This window comes from Mesorhizobium sp. A556, assembly GCF_054489545.1.
Genome location: NZ_JBTMXA010000001.1, coordinates 893913 through 911367, shown reverse-complemented (window position 1 = coordinate 911367; position 17455 = coordinate 893913). Strand labels below are relative to the sequence as shown.

Annotated in this window: 17 protein-coding genes; 7 read left to right on the top strand and 10 right to left on the bottom strand. The window is 61.1% G+C overall.

The window, feature by feature from the left end; translation table 11 throughout:
- Positions 1-48: 48 nt before the first annotated feature.
- The 6 genes from ACX3P0_RS04560 to ACX3P0_RS04535 all read right to left on the bottom strand — a co-directional run bounded on the left by ACX3P0_RS04560 (position 49) and on the right by ACX3P0_RS04535 (position 9015).
- Entirely contained in the window at positions 49-1260 is a 1212-nt protein-coding gene (locus ACX3P0_RS04560; protein WP_459086830.1) for a phosphorylase family protein, read from the bottom strand.
- Positions 1261-1614: 354 nt separating this feature from the next.
- Entirely contained in the window at positions 1615-5391 is a 3777-nt protein-coding gene (locus ACX3P0_RS04555; protein WP_459086828.1) for a vitamin B12-dependent ribonucleotide reductase, read from the bottom strand.
- A gap of 714 nt (positions 5392-6105) precedes the next feature.
- Positions 6106-6597 carry an NUDIX hydrolase gene (locus ACX3P0_RS04550; protein ID WP_459086826.1) on the bottom strand — a complete coding sequence of 164 codons (492 nt, stop codon included), beginning with the start codon at positions 6595-6597 and terminating at the stop codon, positions 6106-6108.
- A 122-nt stretch (positions 6598-6719) separates the two neighbouring features.
- Positions 6720-7217, bottom strand: coding sequence for a xanthine phosphoribosyltransferase (gene gpt / locus ACX3P0_RS04545; RefSeq protein ID WP_459078659.1), 498 nt, complete (start codon positions 7215-7217; stop codon positions 6720-6722).
- A 123-nt stretch (positions 7218-7340) separates the two neighbouring features.
- Positions 7341-8174: a universal stress protein gene (locus ACX3P0_RS04540; RefSeq protein ID WP_459086825.1), complete on the bottom strand. Its 834-nt coding sequence runs from the start codon at positions 8172-8174 to the stop codon at positions 7341-7343.
- Positions 8175-8274: 100 nt separating this feature from the next.
- A complete protein-coding gene (locus ACX3P0_RS04535) occupies positions 8275-9015 on the bottom strand; it encodes a competence/damage-inducible protein A (RefSeq protein WP_459086824.1) in 741 nt (246 codons plus the stop codon).
- A gap of 189 nt (positions 9016-9204) precedes the next feature.
- Here ACX3P0_RS04535 and wrbA point away from each other — a divergent pair, with 189 nt between their 5' ends.
- The gene (wrbA, locus tag ACX3P0_RS04530; RefSeq protein ID WP_459078662.1) at positions 9205-9804 is read left to right on the top strand and encodes an NAD(P)H:quinone oxidoreductase type IV; all 600 of its coding nucleotides are present in this window, start codon (positions 9205-9207) and stop codon (positions 9802-9804) included.
- Positions 9805-9868: 64 nt separating this feature from the next.
- On the opposite strand, the gene ACX3P0_RS04525 is transcribed toward wrbA, so the two are convergent.
- Positions 9869-10291 carry an HIT family protein gene (locus ACX3P0_RS04525; protein ID WP_459078663.1) on the bottom strand — a complete coding sequence of 141 codons (423 nt, stop codon included), beginning with the start codon at positions 10289-10291 and terminating at the stop codon, positions 9869-9871.
- A 76-nt stretch (positions 10292-10367) separates the two neighbouring features.
- On the opposite strand from ACX3P0_RS04525, the gene ACX3P0_RS04520 reads away from it, so the two are divergent.
- Positions 10368-10703 carry a DMT family transporter gene (locus tag ACX3P0_RS04520; protein WP_459086823.1) on the top strand — a complete coding sequence of 112 codons (336 nt, stop codon included), beginning with the start codon at positions 10368-10370 and terminating at the stop codon, positions 10701-10703.
- On the opposite strand, the gene ACX3P0_RS04515 is transcribed toward ACX3P0_RS04520, so the two are convergent.
- Genes ACX3P0_RS04515 through ACX3P0_RS04505 form a run of 3 tightly spaced genes read right to left on the bottom strand, consistent with a single transcriptional unit; the run spans position 10672 to position 13171 of the window.
- On the bottom strand, positions 10672-11913 hold the full coding sequence (locus ACX3P0_RS04515) for a GNAT family N-acetyltransferase (protein ID WP_459086822.1): 1242 nt from the start codon (positions 11911-11913) through the stop codon (positions 10672-10674). The two genes, ACX3P0_RS04520 and ACX3P0_RS04515, sit on opposite strands and share 32 nt — an antisense overlap.
- A 52-nt stretch (positions 11914-11965) precedes the next feature.
- Positions 11966-12694, bottom strand: a complete 729-nt coding sequence (locus ACX3P0_RS04510; RefSeq protein WP_459086820.1) for a glycerophosphodiester phosphodiesterase — start codon at positions 12692-12694, stop codon at positions 11966-11968.
- Positions 12695-12706: 12 nt separating this feature from the next.
- Positions 12707-13171 carry a RidA family protein gene (locus tag ACX3P0_RS04505; RefSeq protein ID WP_459078667.1) on the bottom strand — a complete coding sequence of 155 codons (465 nt, stop codon included), beginning with the start codon at positions 13169-13171 and terminating at the stop codon, positions 12707-12709.
- 140 nt (positions 13172-13311) lie between these two features.
- Between ACX3P0_RS04505 and ACX3P0_RS04500 the strand changes: the two genes are divergently transcribed.
- The 5 genes from ACX3P0_RS04500 (at position 13312) to tsf (ending at position 17322) form a co-directional block, all read left to right on the top strand.
- Positions 13312-14148 (top strand): cell envelope integrity EipB family protein, encoded by an 837-nt coding sequence (locus ACX3P0_RS04500; RefSeq protein WP_459086818.1) that lies wholly within the window; start codon positions 13312-13314, stop codon positions 14146-14148.
- A gap of 7 nt (positions 14149-14155) precedes the next feature.
- Entirely contained in the window at positions 14156-14434 is a 279-nt protein-coding gene (locus ACX3P0_RS04495; protein WP_459086816.1) for a DUF4031 domain-containing protein, read from the top strand.
- Between the two features lie 117 nt (positions 14435-14551).
- Positions 14552-15256 carry an SDR family oxidoreductase gene (locus ACX3P0_RS04490; RefSeq protein WP_459086814.1) on the top strand — a complete coding sequence of 235 codons (705 nt, stop codon included), beginning with the start codon at positions 14552-14554 and terminating at the stop codon, positions 15254-15256.
- A gap of 174 nt (positions 15257-15430) precedes the next feature.
- On the top strand, positions 15431-16285 hold the full coding sequence (gene rpsB / locus ACX3P0_RS04485) for a 30S ribosomal protein S2 (RefSeq protein ID WP_459086812.1): 855 nt from the start codon (positions 15431-15433) through the stop codon (positions 16283-16285).
- 116 nt (positions 16286-16401) lie between these two features.
- Complete coding sequence (tsf, locus tag ACX3P0_RS04480; RefSeq protein WP_459078672.1) at positions 16402-17322, top strand: translation elongation factor Ts; 921 nt, start codon at positions 16402-16404, stop codon at positions 17320-17322.
- Positions 17323-17455 lie beyond the last annotated feature (133 nt).

Sequence of the window (17455 nt, the reverse complement as noted above, 5' to 3'; positions counted from 1 at the left end):
CTGCGTTCAATGCAGAAGGAAGATAGGTGGCCGGATTTTACTCCGCCCCTACGGCGAGATTAGCGCGCCGTTACCGTGGCCGACTTTTGCACCGCCGCTCTCACTAGCGTCTGGGTAATTTTTTGCCAATCCGAGCAAAATCCCATTGTGACGTTCCAGAGCGTCACGCACCTCCTCTGGATCCGACGTATATTTCGTGCCCATGCCGCTGACGTATTGCACGTTCCGCATGCGAGGCACAGGCAGGCAATAACCCTTTTCCAGCAGTTTGAACTCAGGAGCCAGTTCGCGGAGCTTCTCGTCGATCTTCTGAGCGCATTCGGCGATCAGCGTTGTCACGTCCCGTTGTCGAGGCAACACTGGCAGTTCCGTTTGAACCTCGGAAGCGTCAAGTGACCGGAGTTTAGTGATGGCGCTTACGAATTTTGGATTTCGGAACTGGAGGCGGAGGAATGTCGCCGCATTTCCAGCGGCTAGCGATCGTATTCTTCCCCCTGTCGTGCCCTCCAACTGGTCTTTCGCGTGGTCTGCGTAATCAGAGATACCCCTGATGGTCAGCGCATGGACTTTCCTTCTGCTGACGGCTGCTAACACGCCACCGATCTCCGTCTCGATGGCGAGCAGCTTCCGGTCGGTGTCTCTGATTTTATTGTTGTACTTCTCACTCTTGCTGACAGCTGCGCATGCCACCTTGCATTGCTTGGACTTCGGCTGGCTGATTCTCTCCAATTTGCCATCTCGACCCACGACCTCAGTCGGGAACATCCGCGATGCCAGCTCTTCCCGCTCCAGCTGCCAGTCAGCATGCAAATCCTGGAGAGCGGGGATAGTCCGGATGAAGTTCATCGCTGCGACGACAGGCGCGTAGCACTTGGAGTGATTCGGCGAAAATCTAATTTCTAACTCGCCGTCTTTGGTTTCCTGCGCCTTCGTGTTATCGTAGAAGTCGGCAACGTGCTCGCTGTAACAGACATCACACAGGCGCAGATCCTCCGAGAGTGACCCGGCGATACCGAGGCAGAGGACGAAGCCGAAGTCGAAATCGTCAAAAGCCGCTTCGACGGCGTCACGAGCGGATTTACGACCCATTTCTTCCTGCTGGACAACAATCATCCTAAGGTCTGAGTCGCCCACCTGAGCCTCGTAGCGGCGCGCAGTTTCCGAAGAAAGGTCCTCTTTTTCCGGGAACACATTCTGCACCTCCAGAAGCTCTTCTTCCAAGGGGATAACAAGGAGGATGTCGAAGAAAGGCTTTCTCATGAATATTCGAGACCTTCGGGTGGCTGGATCGACTAGCGCCGTCCTATCCTATGTTCGAAATAGGCCGCGTGGAAATTGTTTTAACCACCAGCTATGCTTTTCACACTTTGGGACGGGATAGAAGCGTCTTGGTGATCATCGAAAAAATCGATCACGCCTATTCTTGAGGTAATACCCGGACGCGCGACGGCGCCCGGGTTAGTTCGTCAGTCTCAGTGGCTATTGTCAGTCCTTAAATGCCTGTGAAGACATTTCCGCGTGCAGTTCGTAGTTAGGGACTCCACTTAAGTCACCTGAGGACTCAAAAGGAACATCCAAGGACATTCCTTAAGGTGCACCTCACGTCGGTATCAATCACGAACACCCTGACGTCGCACCGCACGTATCGCACTTTTCGCACGTCCCGTTCCTTACCATCGTAAAGTTCTGGCATTCGGAGCAGCTGTTGCCCGTGTAGCCTTGCAGCAGCGACTTTGCGCGGCGGTCGGCGGCGAGTTTCTTCGCTTCGGCGGCTTCCTGCGCGGCGGCGTCGGTGAACAGTGCTTCCGGGGCGGCTTCCCGAAGCTGGTTCTCGTCCGACAATTCCTTGGCGCGTTCCTCATAATCGCGCTTGAAGGCGACGGGTTCGTCCGATTTCGGCGCGGAAGCCAGCGCCAGCACATTCGAGCCGGAAAAGGCCGTGGGGGCCGCGCGCTGAGGGGAGGATTTCTCGCCCGCAGGCCCCGCGGCAAAGCCTTTTGGCTCCGCGCCCGACGACACCAGCTTGACCGGCGAAGCGCCGCGCGTCAGCCCCTTGGAGAAGGGCAGCGCCTTGCCTTCGTTGATGCCGCGGCCAAGGGCGGTGTTCGAAAAATCCGTCTCGACATGGGCGAGGTCGCCGCGGTCGAGATAGGAAATCGCCAGTTCGCGAAACACATAGTCGATGATCGACGTGGCGCTCTTGATGGCGTCGTTGCCCTGCACCATGCCGGCCGGCTCGAACCGGACGAAGGTGAACGCCTCGACATATTCGTCCAGCGGCACGCCATATTGCAGGCCGAGCGAAATCGCGATGGCGAAATTGTTCATCATGGCGCGGAAGGCAGCGCCTTCCTTGTGCATGTCGATGAAGATCTCGCCAAGCCGCCCGTCGTCGAACTCGCCGGTGCGCAGATAGACCTTGTGGCCGCCGACGACCGCTTTCTGGGTGTAGCCTTTTCTGCGGTTCGGCAGCTTTTCACGGTCGCGGTAGAGCCGCTCGATGACGCGCTCGACGATCTTTTCGGTGACCTGTACGGCGCGCTGCGCGGCGGGAGCCGCGATCAGCGCCTCGATGGCCTCATCCTCTTCGTCGTCCTCATCGGCGATCAACGAGGAGTTGAGCGGCTGCGAAAGCTTCGAGCCGTCGCGGTAGAGCGCGTTGGCTTTCAGCGCCAGCTTCCACGACAACATGTAGGCGTTCTTGGCGTCTTCGACGGTCGCGTCGTTCGGCATGTTGATGGTCTTGGAAATCGCGCCCGAAATGAACGGCTGGGCGGCGGCCATCATCTTGATGTGGCTTTCGATGGACAGCGAACGCTTGCCGATCTTGCCGCAAGGCGAGGCGCAGTCAAACACCGGCAGATGCTCGGCCTTCAGGAAGGGCGCGCCTTCCAGCGTCATCGCACCGCAAACATGGATGTTGGCGGCCTCGATGTCCTTGCGCGAGAAGCCGAGCGCCGGCAGCATCTCGAACGAGAAATCGTTGAGCTGCTCGTCGGTGAAGCCGAACGTTTCTTTCACCCAGTCCGCGCCCAGCGTCCACTGGTTGAACACGAACTTGATGTCGAAGGCGGATTTCAGCGCGGCGTTGAGCGCCGTAATCTTCTCGTCGGTAAAGCCCTTGGCCTTGAGCGAGCCGGGGTTGACCGCCGGCGCCTGGTTCAGATTGCCGTGGCCGACCGCATAGGCGTCGATCTCGGCGATCTGGCTTTCGGAATAGCCGAGCGAGCGCAGTGCCTCGGGCACGGCCGCGTTGATGATCTTGAAATAGCCGCCGCCGGCCAGCTTCTTGAATTTTACCAGTGCGAAATCGGGCTCGATACCGGTGGTGTCGCAATCCATGACGAGGCCGATCGTGCCGGTCGGCGCGATCACGGTTGCCTGCGCGTTGCGGTAGCCGTGCTCCTCGCCAAGCTCGATGGCGCGGTCCCAGGCGGCCTTGGCGTGCGTCACCAGTTCCTTTTGCCAGATGTGGTCGGCATTGAGCGGCACCGGATTGACGGCGAGCTTCTCGTAGCCGTCCTTGTCGCCATAGGCGGCTCGGCGGTGGTTGCGCATGACGCGCAGCATGTTGGTGGCGTTGCGGTCGTAATCCGGGAAAGCGCCGAGTTCAGCCGCCATTTCGGCCGAGGTCGCATAGGAAACACCGGTCATGATGGCGGTAAGCGCTGCGCAGATGGCGCGGCCCTCGTCCGAGTCATAAGGAATGCCCGAGGTCATCAGCAGGCCGCCGATATTGGCGTAGCCAAGGCCGAGCGTGCGGTATTCGTAGGACTGCTTGGCGATCTCCTTCGACGGAAACTGCGCCATCATGACGGAGATTTCGAGCACCATGGTCCACAGCCGCACCGAATGCTCATAGGCGGCGATGTCGATGGTGGCGTCGCTGTTGCGGTAGGGCAGGAGGTTGATCGAGGCGAGGTTGCAGGCGGTGTCGTCGAGGAACATGTATTCCGAGCACGGGTTGGAGCCGCGGATCGGACCAGCCGCCGGCGAGGTGTGCCAGTCGTTCATGGTGGTGTTGAAATGCAGGCCGGGATCGGCCGACGCCCAGGCGGCATAGCCGATCTTTTCCCACAGATCGCGCGCCTTCATGGTCTTCATGACGCGGCCGTCCTTGCGGGCGGTCAGGTTCCAGTCGCCGTCCTGCTCCACGGCGCGCAGGAAATCATCCTTGAGCGAAACGGAATTGTTGGAGTTCTGGCCGGAAACGGTGAGATAGGCTTCCGAATCCCAGTCGGTGTCGTAGGTCTTGAAGTCGATCGAGGTATAGCCCTGGCGCGCGAACTGGATGACACGGCTAACATAGTTTTCCGGCACGCCGTCCTTCTTGGCGAGCTTGATCTCGCGCTTCAGCGCGGTGTTGATCGACGGATCGAAGCACTCGTCGTCATGACCTTCGCAATTGACGCAGGCCTTCATGATGGCGTCGAGGTGCTTCTTGACGATCTTCGAGCCGGTGACGAGCGAGGCGACCTTCTGCTCTTCCTTGACCTTCCAGTCGATGAAGGCCTCGATATCGGGATGGTCGGCGTCGACGATGACCATTTTTGCGGCGCGGCGCGTGGTGCCGCCGGACTTGATGGCGCCGGCGGCGCGGTCGCCGATCTTCAGGAACGACATCAGGCCCGACGAGCGGCCGCCGCCGGAAAGCTTTTCGCCTTCGCCGCGCAGCATCGAGAAGTTGGAGCCGGTGCCGGAGCCGTATTTGAACAGGCGCGCCTCACGCACCCACAGGTCCATGATGCCGCCCTCGTTGACGAGGTCGTCCTGCACGCCCTGGATGAAGCAGGCATGCGGCTGCGGATGCTCATAGGCCGACTTCGACTTGGTCAGCTTGCCGGTGAAGGGGTCGACATAGAAATGGCCCTGACCGGGACCGTCGATGCCATAGGCCCAATGCAGGCCGGTGTTGAACCATTGCGGCGAATTCGGCGCGACGCGCTGCGTGGCCAGCATGTAGCAAAGCTCGTCGCGGAACGCGCGGGCGTCGTCTTCCGCCTTGAAGTAGCCGCCCTTCCAGCCCCAATAGGTCCAGGTGCCGGCAAGGCGGTTGAATACCTGACGCGCGTCGATTTCTGAACCGTAGCGCTCGGCTTCGGGCAGCTTGGCAAGCTCGGCCTCATCGGCGACGGAGCGCCACAGGAAGGCGGGTACGTCGTTTTCCTCGATCTTCTTTAGCCGCGCGGGGACGCCGGCCTTGCGAAAATACTTTTGCGCGAGAATATCGGCTGCGACCTGGCTGAACTGCGCCGGCACATCGATATTGTCGAGGCGAAACACCACGGAGCCGTCCGGATTCTTGATCTCGGACAGCGCCTTGCGGAATTCGATCTCCGCATAGGCTGCCCCGTCCTGTCCGCCCTTGGTGAAGCGCCGCTCGATCCGCATTGGTCTGGTCCCTTTGATTACGTCTATATATAGCGCTTTTCGACGGGGATTTCCGCCCCCAATTCAAGCCGCGCACAACCCCGTCCGCCGGGCGCCCCAAGACGCCGGCAATTCCATTCGCCGTTTCCGCCGAAAAGGCCGCAGAAGCTTCCTGCGAAGCGCTGCCTGCCCGTCGGTGAACCCCGCCAATCTTTCAAAACTGAAACTTTTGTCGATTCCCTCGCTTGAGGGAAGTTCACTCTATCTAGTGTCGAGCCTGCCTTCAAACACTAAATATAGTGTTAACAGGCAATTTATTCCAGCCCGCAATTTCTCCCTTTTTTCCCGTCCGAAACTGAAATTCCCAAGCCGCCGCGGCCCAGGTGAAATGGGCGAAATGCGGCTGAAACGCATAAAATCGGGAAAAGGCCGGCCTCAAAACTTTCCGGTCACGCCCGCAACAGGAGCGCATGGCCCATAAAAGGCGACTCGGATTGCGTCGTCAAGAGTTCGTTTCGGGAACTTTCCTGACCCCAACATATTGTGTGTCACTTATGTGGATAACGGGGATAGAAAATGAGCCGGCAATGTTTGGGATTGCCGCGCGGCCGGTTCTGACGGGGCACGGCCTGCCGTCGCCAATGCGTTCCTGACAGGGGCTGTCAGGAGACTTTCCGGTTGGCGGATTGCAGGCCACGCGAGCGAAATTCGATGAATTGCTGGGACGCGCTGGGATCAGATCGCAAAACGGTCCGGGTCGGAGGCGAAATAGTCGATGATCTGGCCGAGGTCCGGCTCGTTGACCAGGGCGGCGGCCTCGCTGGCGGCCACCCATTTGCGCGTGCGCGCACGCTTTTCCTTCCACCGGTCGGCCACGCTGTCGACCCGCAGCGGGAACACGAGCACTTCGCACGGCACTTCCTCGCCCGAAGCCAACCCTTTGGCGTAAAAATATCTTCCGGCTTCAAGCGTGGAAATGGCGCCGCTCAGGCCGGCCTCTTCCATGGCTTCGCGCGCCGCCGCCAGGCATAGCGGTTCGCGGGCTTCCGGCCAGCCCTTGGGCAGCACCCAGCGGCCCGTATCGCGGCTGGTGATCAGCATGATCTCGATTGTGTCTTCGAAGCGCCGCCAGGGCAGGGCGGCAACCTGCAGCCGGCACGGCACCGTGCCGAAGAGCTTGCGTACTCGTTCAGCCAGGTGGTTGTGGTTCTGCGGCCCGCTTAGCACTTGATTCCATACCCCAATCGGGAATCGTTTGCCGACTCAGGAATCTTACGGCCAATTAGATGGAATAAAAGTAAAAATACGCGGGACCTGGCCGCTTTTATCGAGAGGGGCGGTGCTTTTCCTCAGCCGGCGTGGTCGTCGGCGATGGGCTTCTGGTAGGTGAAGCCCATGTCCCAGGGGAAATAGATCCACGTATCCTGGCTGACCTCGGTGACGAAGGTGTCGACCATCGGGCGTCCCTTGGGCTTGGCATAGACAGCGGCAAAATGCGCCTTCGGCATCATGGCCCGCACGATCGCCGCCGTTTTTCCGGTATCGGTGAGGTCGTCGATGATGAGCACGCCTTCGCCGTCGTTCTCCAGTAGTTCCGGTGTGACTTCCTTCAGCACCTGCAACTGCCCCTGGCTGGTATAGTCGTGATAGGAGGCGACGCAGACCGTCTCGATGACGCGAATGCCAAGCTCGCGCGAAATGATCGCCGCCGGCACCAGCCCGCCGCGCGTAATGCACACGATCGCCCTCCACTGGCCCTTGGTTCCGGCCAGCCGCCACGCCAGCGCGCGCGCGTCGCGGTGGAACTGATCCCAGGAAACGGGAAAGGCTTTTTCGGGAAGGGACATTTTCGCGCACTCCAGCGCGGGAGCCGCGCGATACAGGAAGGAATGCGAGCGGAATTAGCCGGAAAGCCGGACACTTGGCAAGGGCGACAGAGCAAACGGGCAGGGGAGTGTGCGGTTGGCTTGCTATCGCGACAGGAATACGGCGATCTGGCCCGATTGAAGCATGGAATGGGTCACGCCGCCGAACAAAAGCCGCCGCAGCCATGAATTGCTGTAGGCGCCGAGCACGAGCAGGTCCGCGCCCGTTTCCGTCAGCCGGTTCTGGATGACGTCTTCGACGGAACTGCCCTTGGTCTTGCGGCAGGTGATGCTGACGGTCGCACCGTGGCGGGCAAGGGCTGCCGCAATCTCGACGCCAGCCGTATCCATGTTCTCTTCCAGCGTTTCCGGCGGGTCGACGACGAGGATTTCGGTCGTTTCGGCCTCCACCATGAACGGCACCGCGTCGAAGGCGGCGCGGGCTGCCTCGCGCGTGCCGTTCCAGGCAAGCAGAATGTGCTTGAAATTGCCGGCGACCGCGCCCGAACGGGGCACCACCAGAACCGGGCGGCCCGCATCGTAGACGAGCGAGCCGACATCGGCCTTGGAATCACTGTGTGCTTCCCCCTGTGCCGCGATAATCAGATCGGCGGCGCGGACGGTGGAAATGCCCGAAAGCGCGCTATCACCGGAAAAGCTTTCGAGCGCCCGCCACTCGAACGACAGGCCGGAGCTTTCCACCACCTTCAGGAAGGCGGCGTGCAGCCTGTCGGAGCGCTCCTTGTTCAGGGTTGACGACACTTGCAGGAATTCCGTGTCCGGGAAGCCCGTGGCCGAGGTGTAGGGAATGGGCAGCGTCTCGGCATGAATGCCGATGAGATGGCTTTCGAAGCGCCGCGCGAGCGCAATGGCGCAATCAAGCGCGCGGTCGATGTCCTGTTCATTCTGGAGAATGGCGGCGATGGTTTTGAAGTGCATGAGAATTCCCCTCCCTTAACCGTGGATCATGCCGACGCAATAAAACGCGAGCAAGGCACTCAAGTTCCGGCAGCCCGGCCGATGCGCCCGATACCGCCGCTCAATCGGCGTTGGCGAAGCCGGATACCATGGCTTCGACATCGGCGCGGGCGGCGTCCAGTGCTGCTTGCGTGCGCGCCCGCACCACCAGTTCCGTCCAGAACTTGCCGTCACCGTATTTCGGGTAGGAGCCGATGATGGTGTCCGGATGCGCCTTCTGTATGGCGCCGAGCGGCCCGCCGATAAGGCCTTCCCCGTGTGGGCACGGCACCGTGGCCGACAGCATTTTCGTGCCCACTTTAAGCGTCGGCACGACATTGTCGAGCATTGCCTGAAAGATCGAAGGTACGCCTGCCATGACATGCACATTGCCGATGCGAAAGCCGGGCGCGGTCGAAATAGGATTGACGATGAGATCCGCGCCGCGCGGCGTACGCGCCATGCGCTTGCGCGCTTCGGTGAACTCGATGCCGCGTCCGGCGTAGCTTTCTTCCAGCATGGCGTAGGCTTGGCGGTGATATTCGCACGGCACGCCAAACGCCCTGGCGATCGAATCGGCGGTGATGTCATCATGCGTCGGGCCGATGCCGCCGGTGGTGAAGACATAGGTGTAGCGGGCGCGAACCGCGTTCACGGCGGCGACGATCTCGTCCTCCTCGTCCGCGACGATGCGCACTTCCTTCAGGTCGATGCCAACAGTGGTCATGATGTCAGCGAGGTGGCCGATGTTCTTGTCCTTGGTGCGCCCGGACAGGATTTCGTCGCCGATGACGAGCATGGCGGCGGTAACGATTTCGGTCATGGGAGAACTCCGGCTGGGGCGGCTGCAATTCCATACTCCCGAGCCGGAGGCGGAGCAATGCCGCCCGTCCGGTGAACAATCCGTGCTCTATTAAGTGGCTTACGGTGAACGCTCAGATGCCTAAATGGAGGTGACGGCAATTAGTGCCGACCGAATTTACACACCCCCGACGGGGCAAAGGAGACGACAATGGCAAAAGTGCTGGTGGTTTATTATTCGAGCTGGGGTCACATGGAGCAGATGGCGAAGGCGGCCGCTGAAGGCGCGCGCGAAGCCGGCGCTGAAGTGACCGTGAAGCGGGTCAAGGAACTGGTGCCGGAGGCGGTAGCCAAGGCTGCCTACTACAAGCTCGACCAGGACGCCCCGTTCGCAGATCCGCTGGAACTGGAAAACTACGACGCCATCATCGTCGGCGCTTCGACGCGCTATGGCGCCATGGCCTCGCAGTTGAAGAACTTTTTTGACCAGACAGGCCCGCTCTGGGCCAAGGGCGCGCTGGTCAACAAGGTCGGCTCGGTCATGGTTTCGACCGCCACCCAGCACGGTGGCGCGGAATTGGCGCTGATTTCGACGCAGGCAATGCTTCAGCATCACGGCATGATCATCGTGCCGCTGTCCTATGCCTATCAGGGCCAGATGGGCAACGACGTGGTGCGCGGCGGCGCGCCCTACGGCATGACCACCACCAGCGACGGCGACGGCTCGCGCCAGCCTTCCGCGCAGGAACTGGAAGGCGCGCACTTCCAGGGCAAGCGCGTAGCCGAGATCGCAGCCAAACTGCACGGTTGATTTTTCGCCGATTTTCTATTCGCACTGGAACGGGCGGCTCGTTGAGGCCGCCCGTTTTTCTTGTTCAGTCGGCCAATGCTGCTCGAATCTTTTCCGCGTTTTCGGCCAGCACTTCCGGCTTTTCCATGGCGCCTGTATGCGGCTTCAGCGCGATGCCCTCGAAGCGCGGCAGGACGTGGACGTGCAGGTGATAGACGCTCTGGCCGGCAGCCGCCTCGTTGAACTGCTGGATGGTGACGCCGTCCGCCGCAAACGCCTTTTTTACCGCCACCGCGATTGTCTGGACCACCGCGAACAGCGGCCCGAAGGTCGCCGGATCGGCGTCGAGCAGGTTGCGCGACGGCGCTTTCGGCACCACAAGCGTGTGGCCCTGGCCTTGCGGCATCACGTCCATGAACGCCACCACCGCGTCATCCTCATAGACCTTATGGGACGGAATTTCGCCCTTCAAAATCCTGGCGAAGATGTTGGTGTCGTCATAGGCCATGTCGGTGTCTCGTTTCCATCTGTGTGGGGCCTATCATCGCCTTTAGAGTGACCGCGAATCAATAGGCAGGACGTGCATGACCTGGAATGTTTTCTATCTCATCATCGCGATCATGTTCGAGGTCGTGGCGACATCGGCGCTGAAACTGACCAACGGCTTCACCAACCTGCTGCCATCGCTGGTCGCGGTGGCGGGCTATGCGCTGGCGTTCTATTTCCTGTCGCTGCCCCTGCGAACCATGCCGGTCGGCATCGTCTATGCCTTGTGGTCAGGGGTGGGGATCGTCCTGGTCACCGCGATCGGCTGGGTATGGTTTCGCCAGGCGCTCGACATGCCGGCGCTGGTCGGCATGGGCTTCATCATGGCCGGCGTCGTCATCATCAATCTGTTTTCGAAGACGGTAGCCCATTGAGCGCCGGATCTTCCTTGCGAAACGGCGTGTGCTCATCCAGATAGTCGCTCATGCGCGCGACCTCGCGGCGTTCGCGCTTGAGGTAATCGGCAATGGCGCTGCGCAGGCCCGGATGCGCGATATAGTGCGCTGAGTGCGTGGTGACGGGGCGGTAGCCGCGCGCCAGCTTGTGCTCGCCCTGCGCGCCGGCCTCGACCACCTTCAGCTTGCGCTCGATGGCGAAGTCGATGGCCTGATGGTAGCAGACCTCGAAATGCAGGAAGGGATGGTCCTCGATGCAGCCCCAGTTGCGCCCGAACAGCGTGTCGGAACCGATGAAATTAATCGCACCGGCAATATAGCGCCCGTCGCGCTTTGCCATCACCAGCAAAACATCGTCGGCCATGCGCTCGCCGATCAGCGAGAAAAATTCGCGGTTGAGGTAGGGCCGGCCCCATTTGCGGCTGCCGGTATCCATGTAGAAGGCGTAAAAGTCGTCCCAGACGCGTTCGGTAATATCCTTGCCGGTCAGCCGGTCGATGGAAATACCGCCGGCCAGCGCCTCGCGCCGCTCCTTCTTGAGAGCCTTGCGTTTGCGCGAGGCGAGCGTGGCGAGGAAATCGTCATAGGACAAAAACCCCTCGTTGAAGAAATGGAACTGCTGGTCGGTGCGGTGGAGATAGCCTGCCGTCTCCAGCATGACGGCGTCCTCTTCCGGCAGGAAGGTGACATGGGCGGAAGAAACGCCAAGCTTGTCCGTCACCAGTTTCAGGCCGGAGCCAAGCGCTGCCTTCACCGCATCGACATTCTCGCCCTTGGTGACAAGCAGGCGAGGACCGGCGGCTGGCGTGAAGGGGACCGAACATTGCAGCTTGGGATAGTAACTGCCGCCGGCGCGCTCGAAGGCGTCGGCCCAGCCTTGATCGAACACATATTCGCCCTGGCTGTGCGACTTCACGTAACAGGGTACCGCACCCAGCAAGCGGCCGTCCGGCGTTTCCAGCCGCAAATGGTGGCCCTGCCAGCCGGTGCTTCGCAAGGCGCAGCCGGAATCTTCCAAAGAGCTTAGAAAAGCGTGAGATATAAAAGGGTTGTAGCCGTTTTCTGAATCGGTGCGTGTGGTGCCGGAAAGGCTGTCCCATTCCTGCCGGGTGAAGGCACCGATGCCCGAAGCCACGCGCACGGCGTATTGCGCCGATGCTGCTTCCTCCGCTTGGCTTGGATGATCCATGGGCAATATTTAGGTTTTCAGCGGGTCCATGCAAGCCTGCCGGGAGAACGCATCAGGCAATGCGCACCCCGTCCGGCTCGAAACCCTCGAATGTCATCTGGTCGGCATATTTGAAGGTCAGGTTGACCGCCGGCTGGTCATGCACGGTCCAGGTGATGACCGGCATTTTCAGCTTCTCGCGCACAAAACTGACGAACGGGTTCGGCAGGTCGCCGGCGGCATAGGAGGTGAAGGCGATGTCATGCGCCAGCATCGAAAAATGCGCCTCGATCAGATTGTTGTCGCGGCCATAGGCGGTCAACCCGCCGGGAATGCCGGGTGCGTCCTTGGCGAAATCGCGGATCAGCCAATGATCGAACGACATGATCGCGGCCTTGCCCTTGTAGCGGGCAAGCTGCCGGCCGACGCGCGCCACCAGCCCCTCGTCCCGGCCCGGCGTACCCTTGACCTCGACGACGATCGGCACGCGACCGGCGACGTGCTTCAGCATTTCCTCCAGAGTCGGCACATGATCGGCGGTGCCGCCGATGCGCATCGCGCCAAGTTCGGCCGCCGTGCGCTGCCACACGAAGCCGTCCTCGCCGGTCAACCGCTTGAGGTTGTCGTCATGGATGACGACCGGCACCCCGTCCGACGAAAGATGCACGTCGCATTCGATGGCGTAGTTGCGCTCGATGGCCGCGTCTTGAGCCGACAGGGTGTTTTCCCACCGCGTTTTGTTCATGTCGTGAAAGCCGCGATGGGCGACAGGCCGGGCGATCAGCCAGGAAAGGTCGTTCATGTGCCGGCTTTCTCACTCGACTTCGAAGATGGATTCGACCTCGACCGCCGCATTGAGCGGCAGCGCGGCCATGCCGACGGCGACGCGCGCATGCTTGCCGCGCTCGCCCAGCACTTCCGCGAACAGGTCGGAAGCGCCGTTGCCGACCAGATGCTGTTCGGTAAAGTCCGGCATCGATGCGACAAACACGGTGATGCGCACCAGTCGGCGAATTTTTTCGAGATCGCCGAGTGCCGCCTTGGCCTGGGCGAGCACGTTGATCGCGCAATATCGGGCCGCTTCCTGGCCGGTCGCCGTATCGACATCGCGGCCGAGCAGGCCGGTGAAGGCAAGCTTGCCGTCCTTGATCGGCAACTGGCCGGAGGGAAACAACAGATTGCCGGTCCTGACGTAAGGCACGTAGTTGGCGGCAGGCGCCGCCGCCACCGGAAGCGTGATGCCAAGATCGCTCAGCCGCTTTTCGATTGTTTCGCTCATTTTATTTCCCTATTGCTGGATGGTGCCGCGTCGGCTGGGGCGAAAGTGCTATTTTTGCCTCGCTTCCGCCACGACTTTTTTCTAGCTGGACCATCTTTCCCCGACGGCTGCCATTAGCCGTCCTTTGTCGGAGCCTGTCCATGCGCGCAAAGCGCCTTGCATTCTACGCCGTCTTGATGGCCGCCACCTCGGCGGCGGTTCCGGCCTTCGCGGTGCCGGTGCTTCAGGCGCACCGCGCCGTCTACGATCTTTCGCTGGCCAAGGCCTCCGACCGCTCCGGCATCACAGGCATCACCGGGCGCATGGTCTATGAGTTCAACGGCTCGCCTTGCGAGGGTTACACGGTCAATTTCCGCTTCGTCACGCAGATCGCCACCAGCGAAACCACGAGGCTGACCGACCAGCAGACCACGACCTATGAGGACGCGAAGGGCAAGACGTTTTCCTTCCTCACCAAATCCTTCTCCGACCAGCAACTCGACAAGGAAGTGAAGGGCACGGCCACAAAGGACGCCAAGGGCGTCGAGGTCGATATCGAAAAGCCGCAGAAGGCTGTCGTGCAACTTGCCGCCACGCAGTTTCCGACCCAGCATCTGGTCGAACTGATCGAAAAGGCCGAAAAAGGCGAGAAGTTCTACGAAACGAGCCTGTTCGACGGTTCCGAGAATGCCAACAAGGTGATGACCACCACGGTCGTCGTCGGCAAGAAGACGCAGGCCGCAAAGGGCGATCCTGAGTTGCCGGCGCTGGCCCGGCTTGGCAAGGACAAGTACTGGCCGGTCGACATCGCCTATTTCGACCTTTCCGACAAGGAAAGCGGCGAGGAAACGCCGGCCTACCGGATCAGCTTCAAGCTGCACGAAAACGGGCTGACGCGCGATCTGGTGATGGACTACGGCGATTTTTCGATGACCGGCAAGCTGGTCAACCTGGCCCTGTTCGACACCGCGCCGCAAAAGACCTGCGCGCCTCAATAGTCAGCCGATGGCTGTCTATGTCGATGCCGCGATCTGGAAATGGGCCGACAAGCTGTGGTGCCATCTGCTGGCCGACGACACGGAAGAACTGCACCGCTTTGCAGCTCAGCTTGCCATAAAGCGTTCTTCCTATCAGGGACCACCAAAAACGTCGGCACCGCACTATGACATTACCGGCCTCGAGCGCGACCGCGCCGTGCGCCTTGGCGCGGTCGAATGCAGCCGCGACGAGATCGTCGCGGTATTCCGGCGGGTAAGGGTAAGGAACGGCAAGGTTCCGCGCTGATTGCGACAAGGGCTTTTCCTGGCCCAATGGCCCGGCTGTTTCGTCGACGCCGGTTACGATGGTATGGGTGCCGGGATTGCTCGTAACGGGCAAAAATCAGATTTGAGAGGAACGATCATGGCCGCACAGAAAGTTGCCGTTGTCACCGCCGGCGGTTCCGGCATGGGAGCGGGGGCTGCCCGAAAACTTGCAGCGGACGGTTTTCAGGTCGCTATCTTGTCTTCCTCCGGCAAGGGCGAGGCGCTTGCCAGGGAACTGGGCGGCGTCGGCGTCACCGGCTCCAACCAGTCGAATGACGACCTCAAGCGGCTGGTTGACCTGACGATGTCGACATGGGGCCGCATCGACGTGCTGGTCAACAGCGCCGGCCATGGGCCGAGGGCGCAATTGCTCGAGATCAGCGACGAAGACTGGCACAAGGGCATGGACACCTATTTCATGAACGTGGTGCGCCCGGTTCGCCTCGTCACCCCGATCATGCAGAAGCAGAAATCCGGCTCGATCGTCAACATCTCGACCGCCTGGACTTTCGAGCCTTCGTCGATGTTTCCAACTTCCGCCGTGTTCCGGGCGGGCCTTGCCTCCTACACCAAACTGTTCGCGGACGCCTATGCCGCCGACAATGTGCGCATGAACAACGTGCTGCCCGGCTGGATCGACAGCCTTCCCGGCACCGAGGAGCGCCGCGAGGCCGTGCCGATGCAGCGCTACGGCACCACCGAGGAGATTGCCGCCACCATCGCCTTCCTGGCGTCGGAAGGAGCCGGCTACATCACCGGCCAGAACATCCGCGTCGATGGCGGCCTGATGCGCTCGGTTTGACGGCAGGCCGGCTCACCGCTTGCGTTTGGCGCGCTTAGCCGTTATAGGCGCGCTCATTCCACACACGGACTTTGGTGTTTGCCGGGAGAAATCCGGCAAAAACCTCCGGTGGCGATAAGGAAATCCTTCCTTTCGCCTGTGTCCGTGGAGGCTAACCGGAAAGGACCTATAAGAATGGCTCTGCCTGATTTCAGCATGCGCCAGCTTTTGGAAGCTGGCATTCACTTCGGCCACCAGACCCACCGCTGGAACCCGAAGATGGCGCCCTACATCTATGGCGCGCGCAACAACATCCACATCATCGACCTGTCGCAGACGGTTCCGCTGCTGCACCAGGCTCTCAAGCAGGTTTCCGACACCGTTGCCCGTGGCGGCCGCGTGCTGTTCGTCGGCACCAAGCGCCAGGCATCCGACATCGTTGCCGATGCAGCGCAGCGTTCGGCCCAGTATTACGTCAACTCGCGTTGGCTCGGCGGCATGCTGACCAACTGGAAGACGATTTCGAACTCGATCCAGCGCCTGCGCAAGCTTGACGAGATGTTGGCCGGCGAGGCTCAAGGCCTGACCAAGAAAGAGCGCCTGAACCTCGACCGCGAGCGCGAGAAGCTTGACAAGGCGCTCGGCGGTATCAAGGACATGGGCTCGACGCCCGACCTGATGTTCGTGATCGACACCAACAAGGAAGCGATCGCCATCCTCGAAGCCAAGCGCCTCGGTATCCCGGTCGTCGCCATCATCGATTCGAACTGCGATCCAGACAAGATCGACTTCCCGATCCCCGGCAACGACGACGCGGCCCGCGCCATCCAGCTTTATTGCGACCTGGTCGCCAAGGCTGCCATCGACGGTATCGCCCGCCAGCAGGGCGCGCTCGGCGTCGACATCGGCGCTTCGGCTGAGGCTCCGGTCGAGCCCGCGCTCGAACCGGCACCCGCTGCCGACGAGGCACCTGCTGCCAACGAGGCGCCTGCTGCCAACGAGGCGCCTGCTGCCAACGAGGCTCCGGCGGGCGAAGCCCCGCAGGCCTGATTGCCAAGGCCAACCGGCCTTCGCATTTCCTACATTGTGACGCGCTAAGCGTCCGGTATCGCGCATCGCCGATTTTTCGGTGGTGCGCATTCCCGTTTTGAACAAAGAGGCAAAAAATGAGCATTTCAGCAGCACAGGTCAAAGAACTGCGCGACCTGACCGGCGCCGGCATGATGGACTGCAAGACAGCGCTTGCCGAAACCGGCGGCAACATGGAGGAGGCCGTCGACTGGCTGCGCAAGAAGGGCATCTCCAAGGCCGATAAGAAGGCTGGCCGCACCGCCGCCGAAGGTCTGATCGGCGTCGATGCCGGCGTTCGCGAGGCGTCGATCGTCGAGGTCAATTCCGAGACGGACTTCGTTGCCCGCAACGGCGCCTTCCAGGAACTCGTCGCCAATGTCGCCAAGGTGGCGCTGGCCTATGGCGCAACCGAGGCGGTTGCAGCGGCTAAATATCCGGGTTCCGACAAGTCGGTCACCGACACCATCAAGGATGCCGTCGGCACCATCGGCGAAAACCTCGGCTTCCGCCGCTCGGCCAAGCTGACCGTCGAGCACGGCGTTGTTGCGACCTACGTGCATAACGCCGTTGCCGACAATCTCGGCAAGCTTGGCGTGCTGGTCGCCATCGAGACGACCGGCGACGCGCACAAGGCCAACGCCTTTGCCCGCCAGGTGGCCATGCACATCGCCGCGATCAACCCGCTGGCGCTTTCGACCGACGAGCTGGACCCGGCCGCCGTCGAGCGCGAGAAGGCGATCTTCTCCGATCAGGCGCGCGCTTCCGGCAAGCCCGAGAACATCATCGAAAAGATGGTCGAAGGCCGCTTGCGCAAGTTCTACGAGGAAGTCGTTTTGCTGAAGCAGGCTTTCGTGATCAATCCCGATATCACGGTCGAGCAGGCGCTGAAGGAAGCCGAAAAGGAAATCGGCGCACCGGCGAAAATCACCGCCTATCTGCGATTCGCCCTTGGCGAAGGCATCGAGAAGGAAGTGACGGACTTTGCAGCGGAAGTCGCGGCAACCGTCAAAAAGTAACGGCGCTTCAAACGCTTCACGGCATTTGCGCTACCAATGAAACGAAGGGCGCCGCGTGACATCGCGGCGCCCTTCGTGTATCGCAGGCCCAAGCATCCGGAGCAGGCAGGCCGCAAGGCGAGCCATCCGCAAA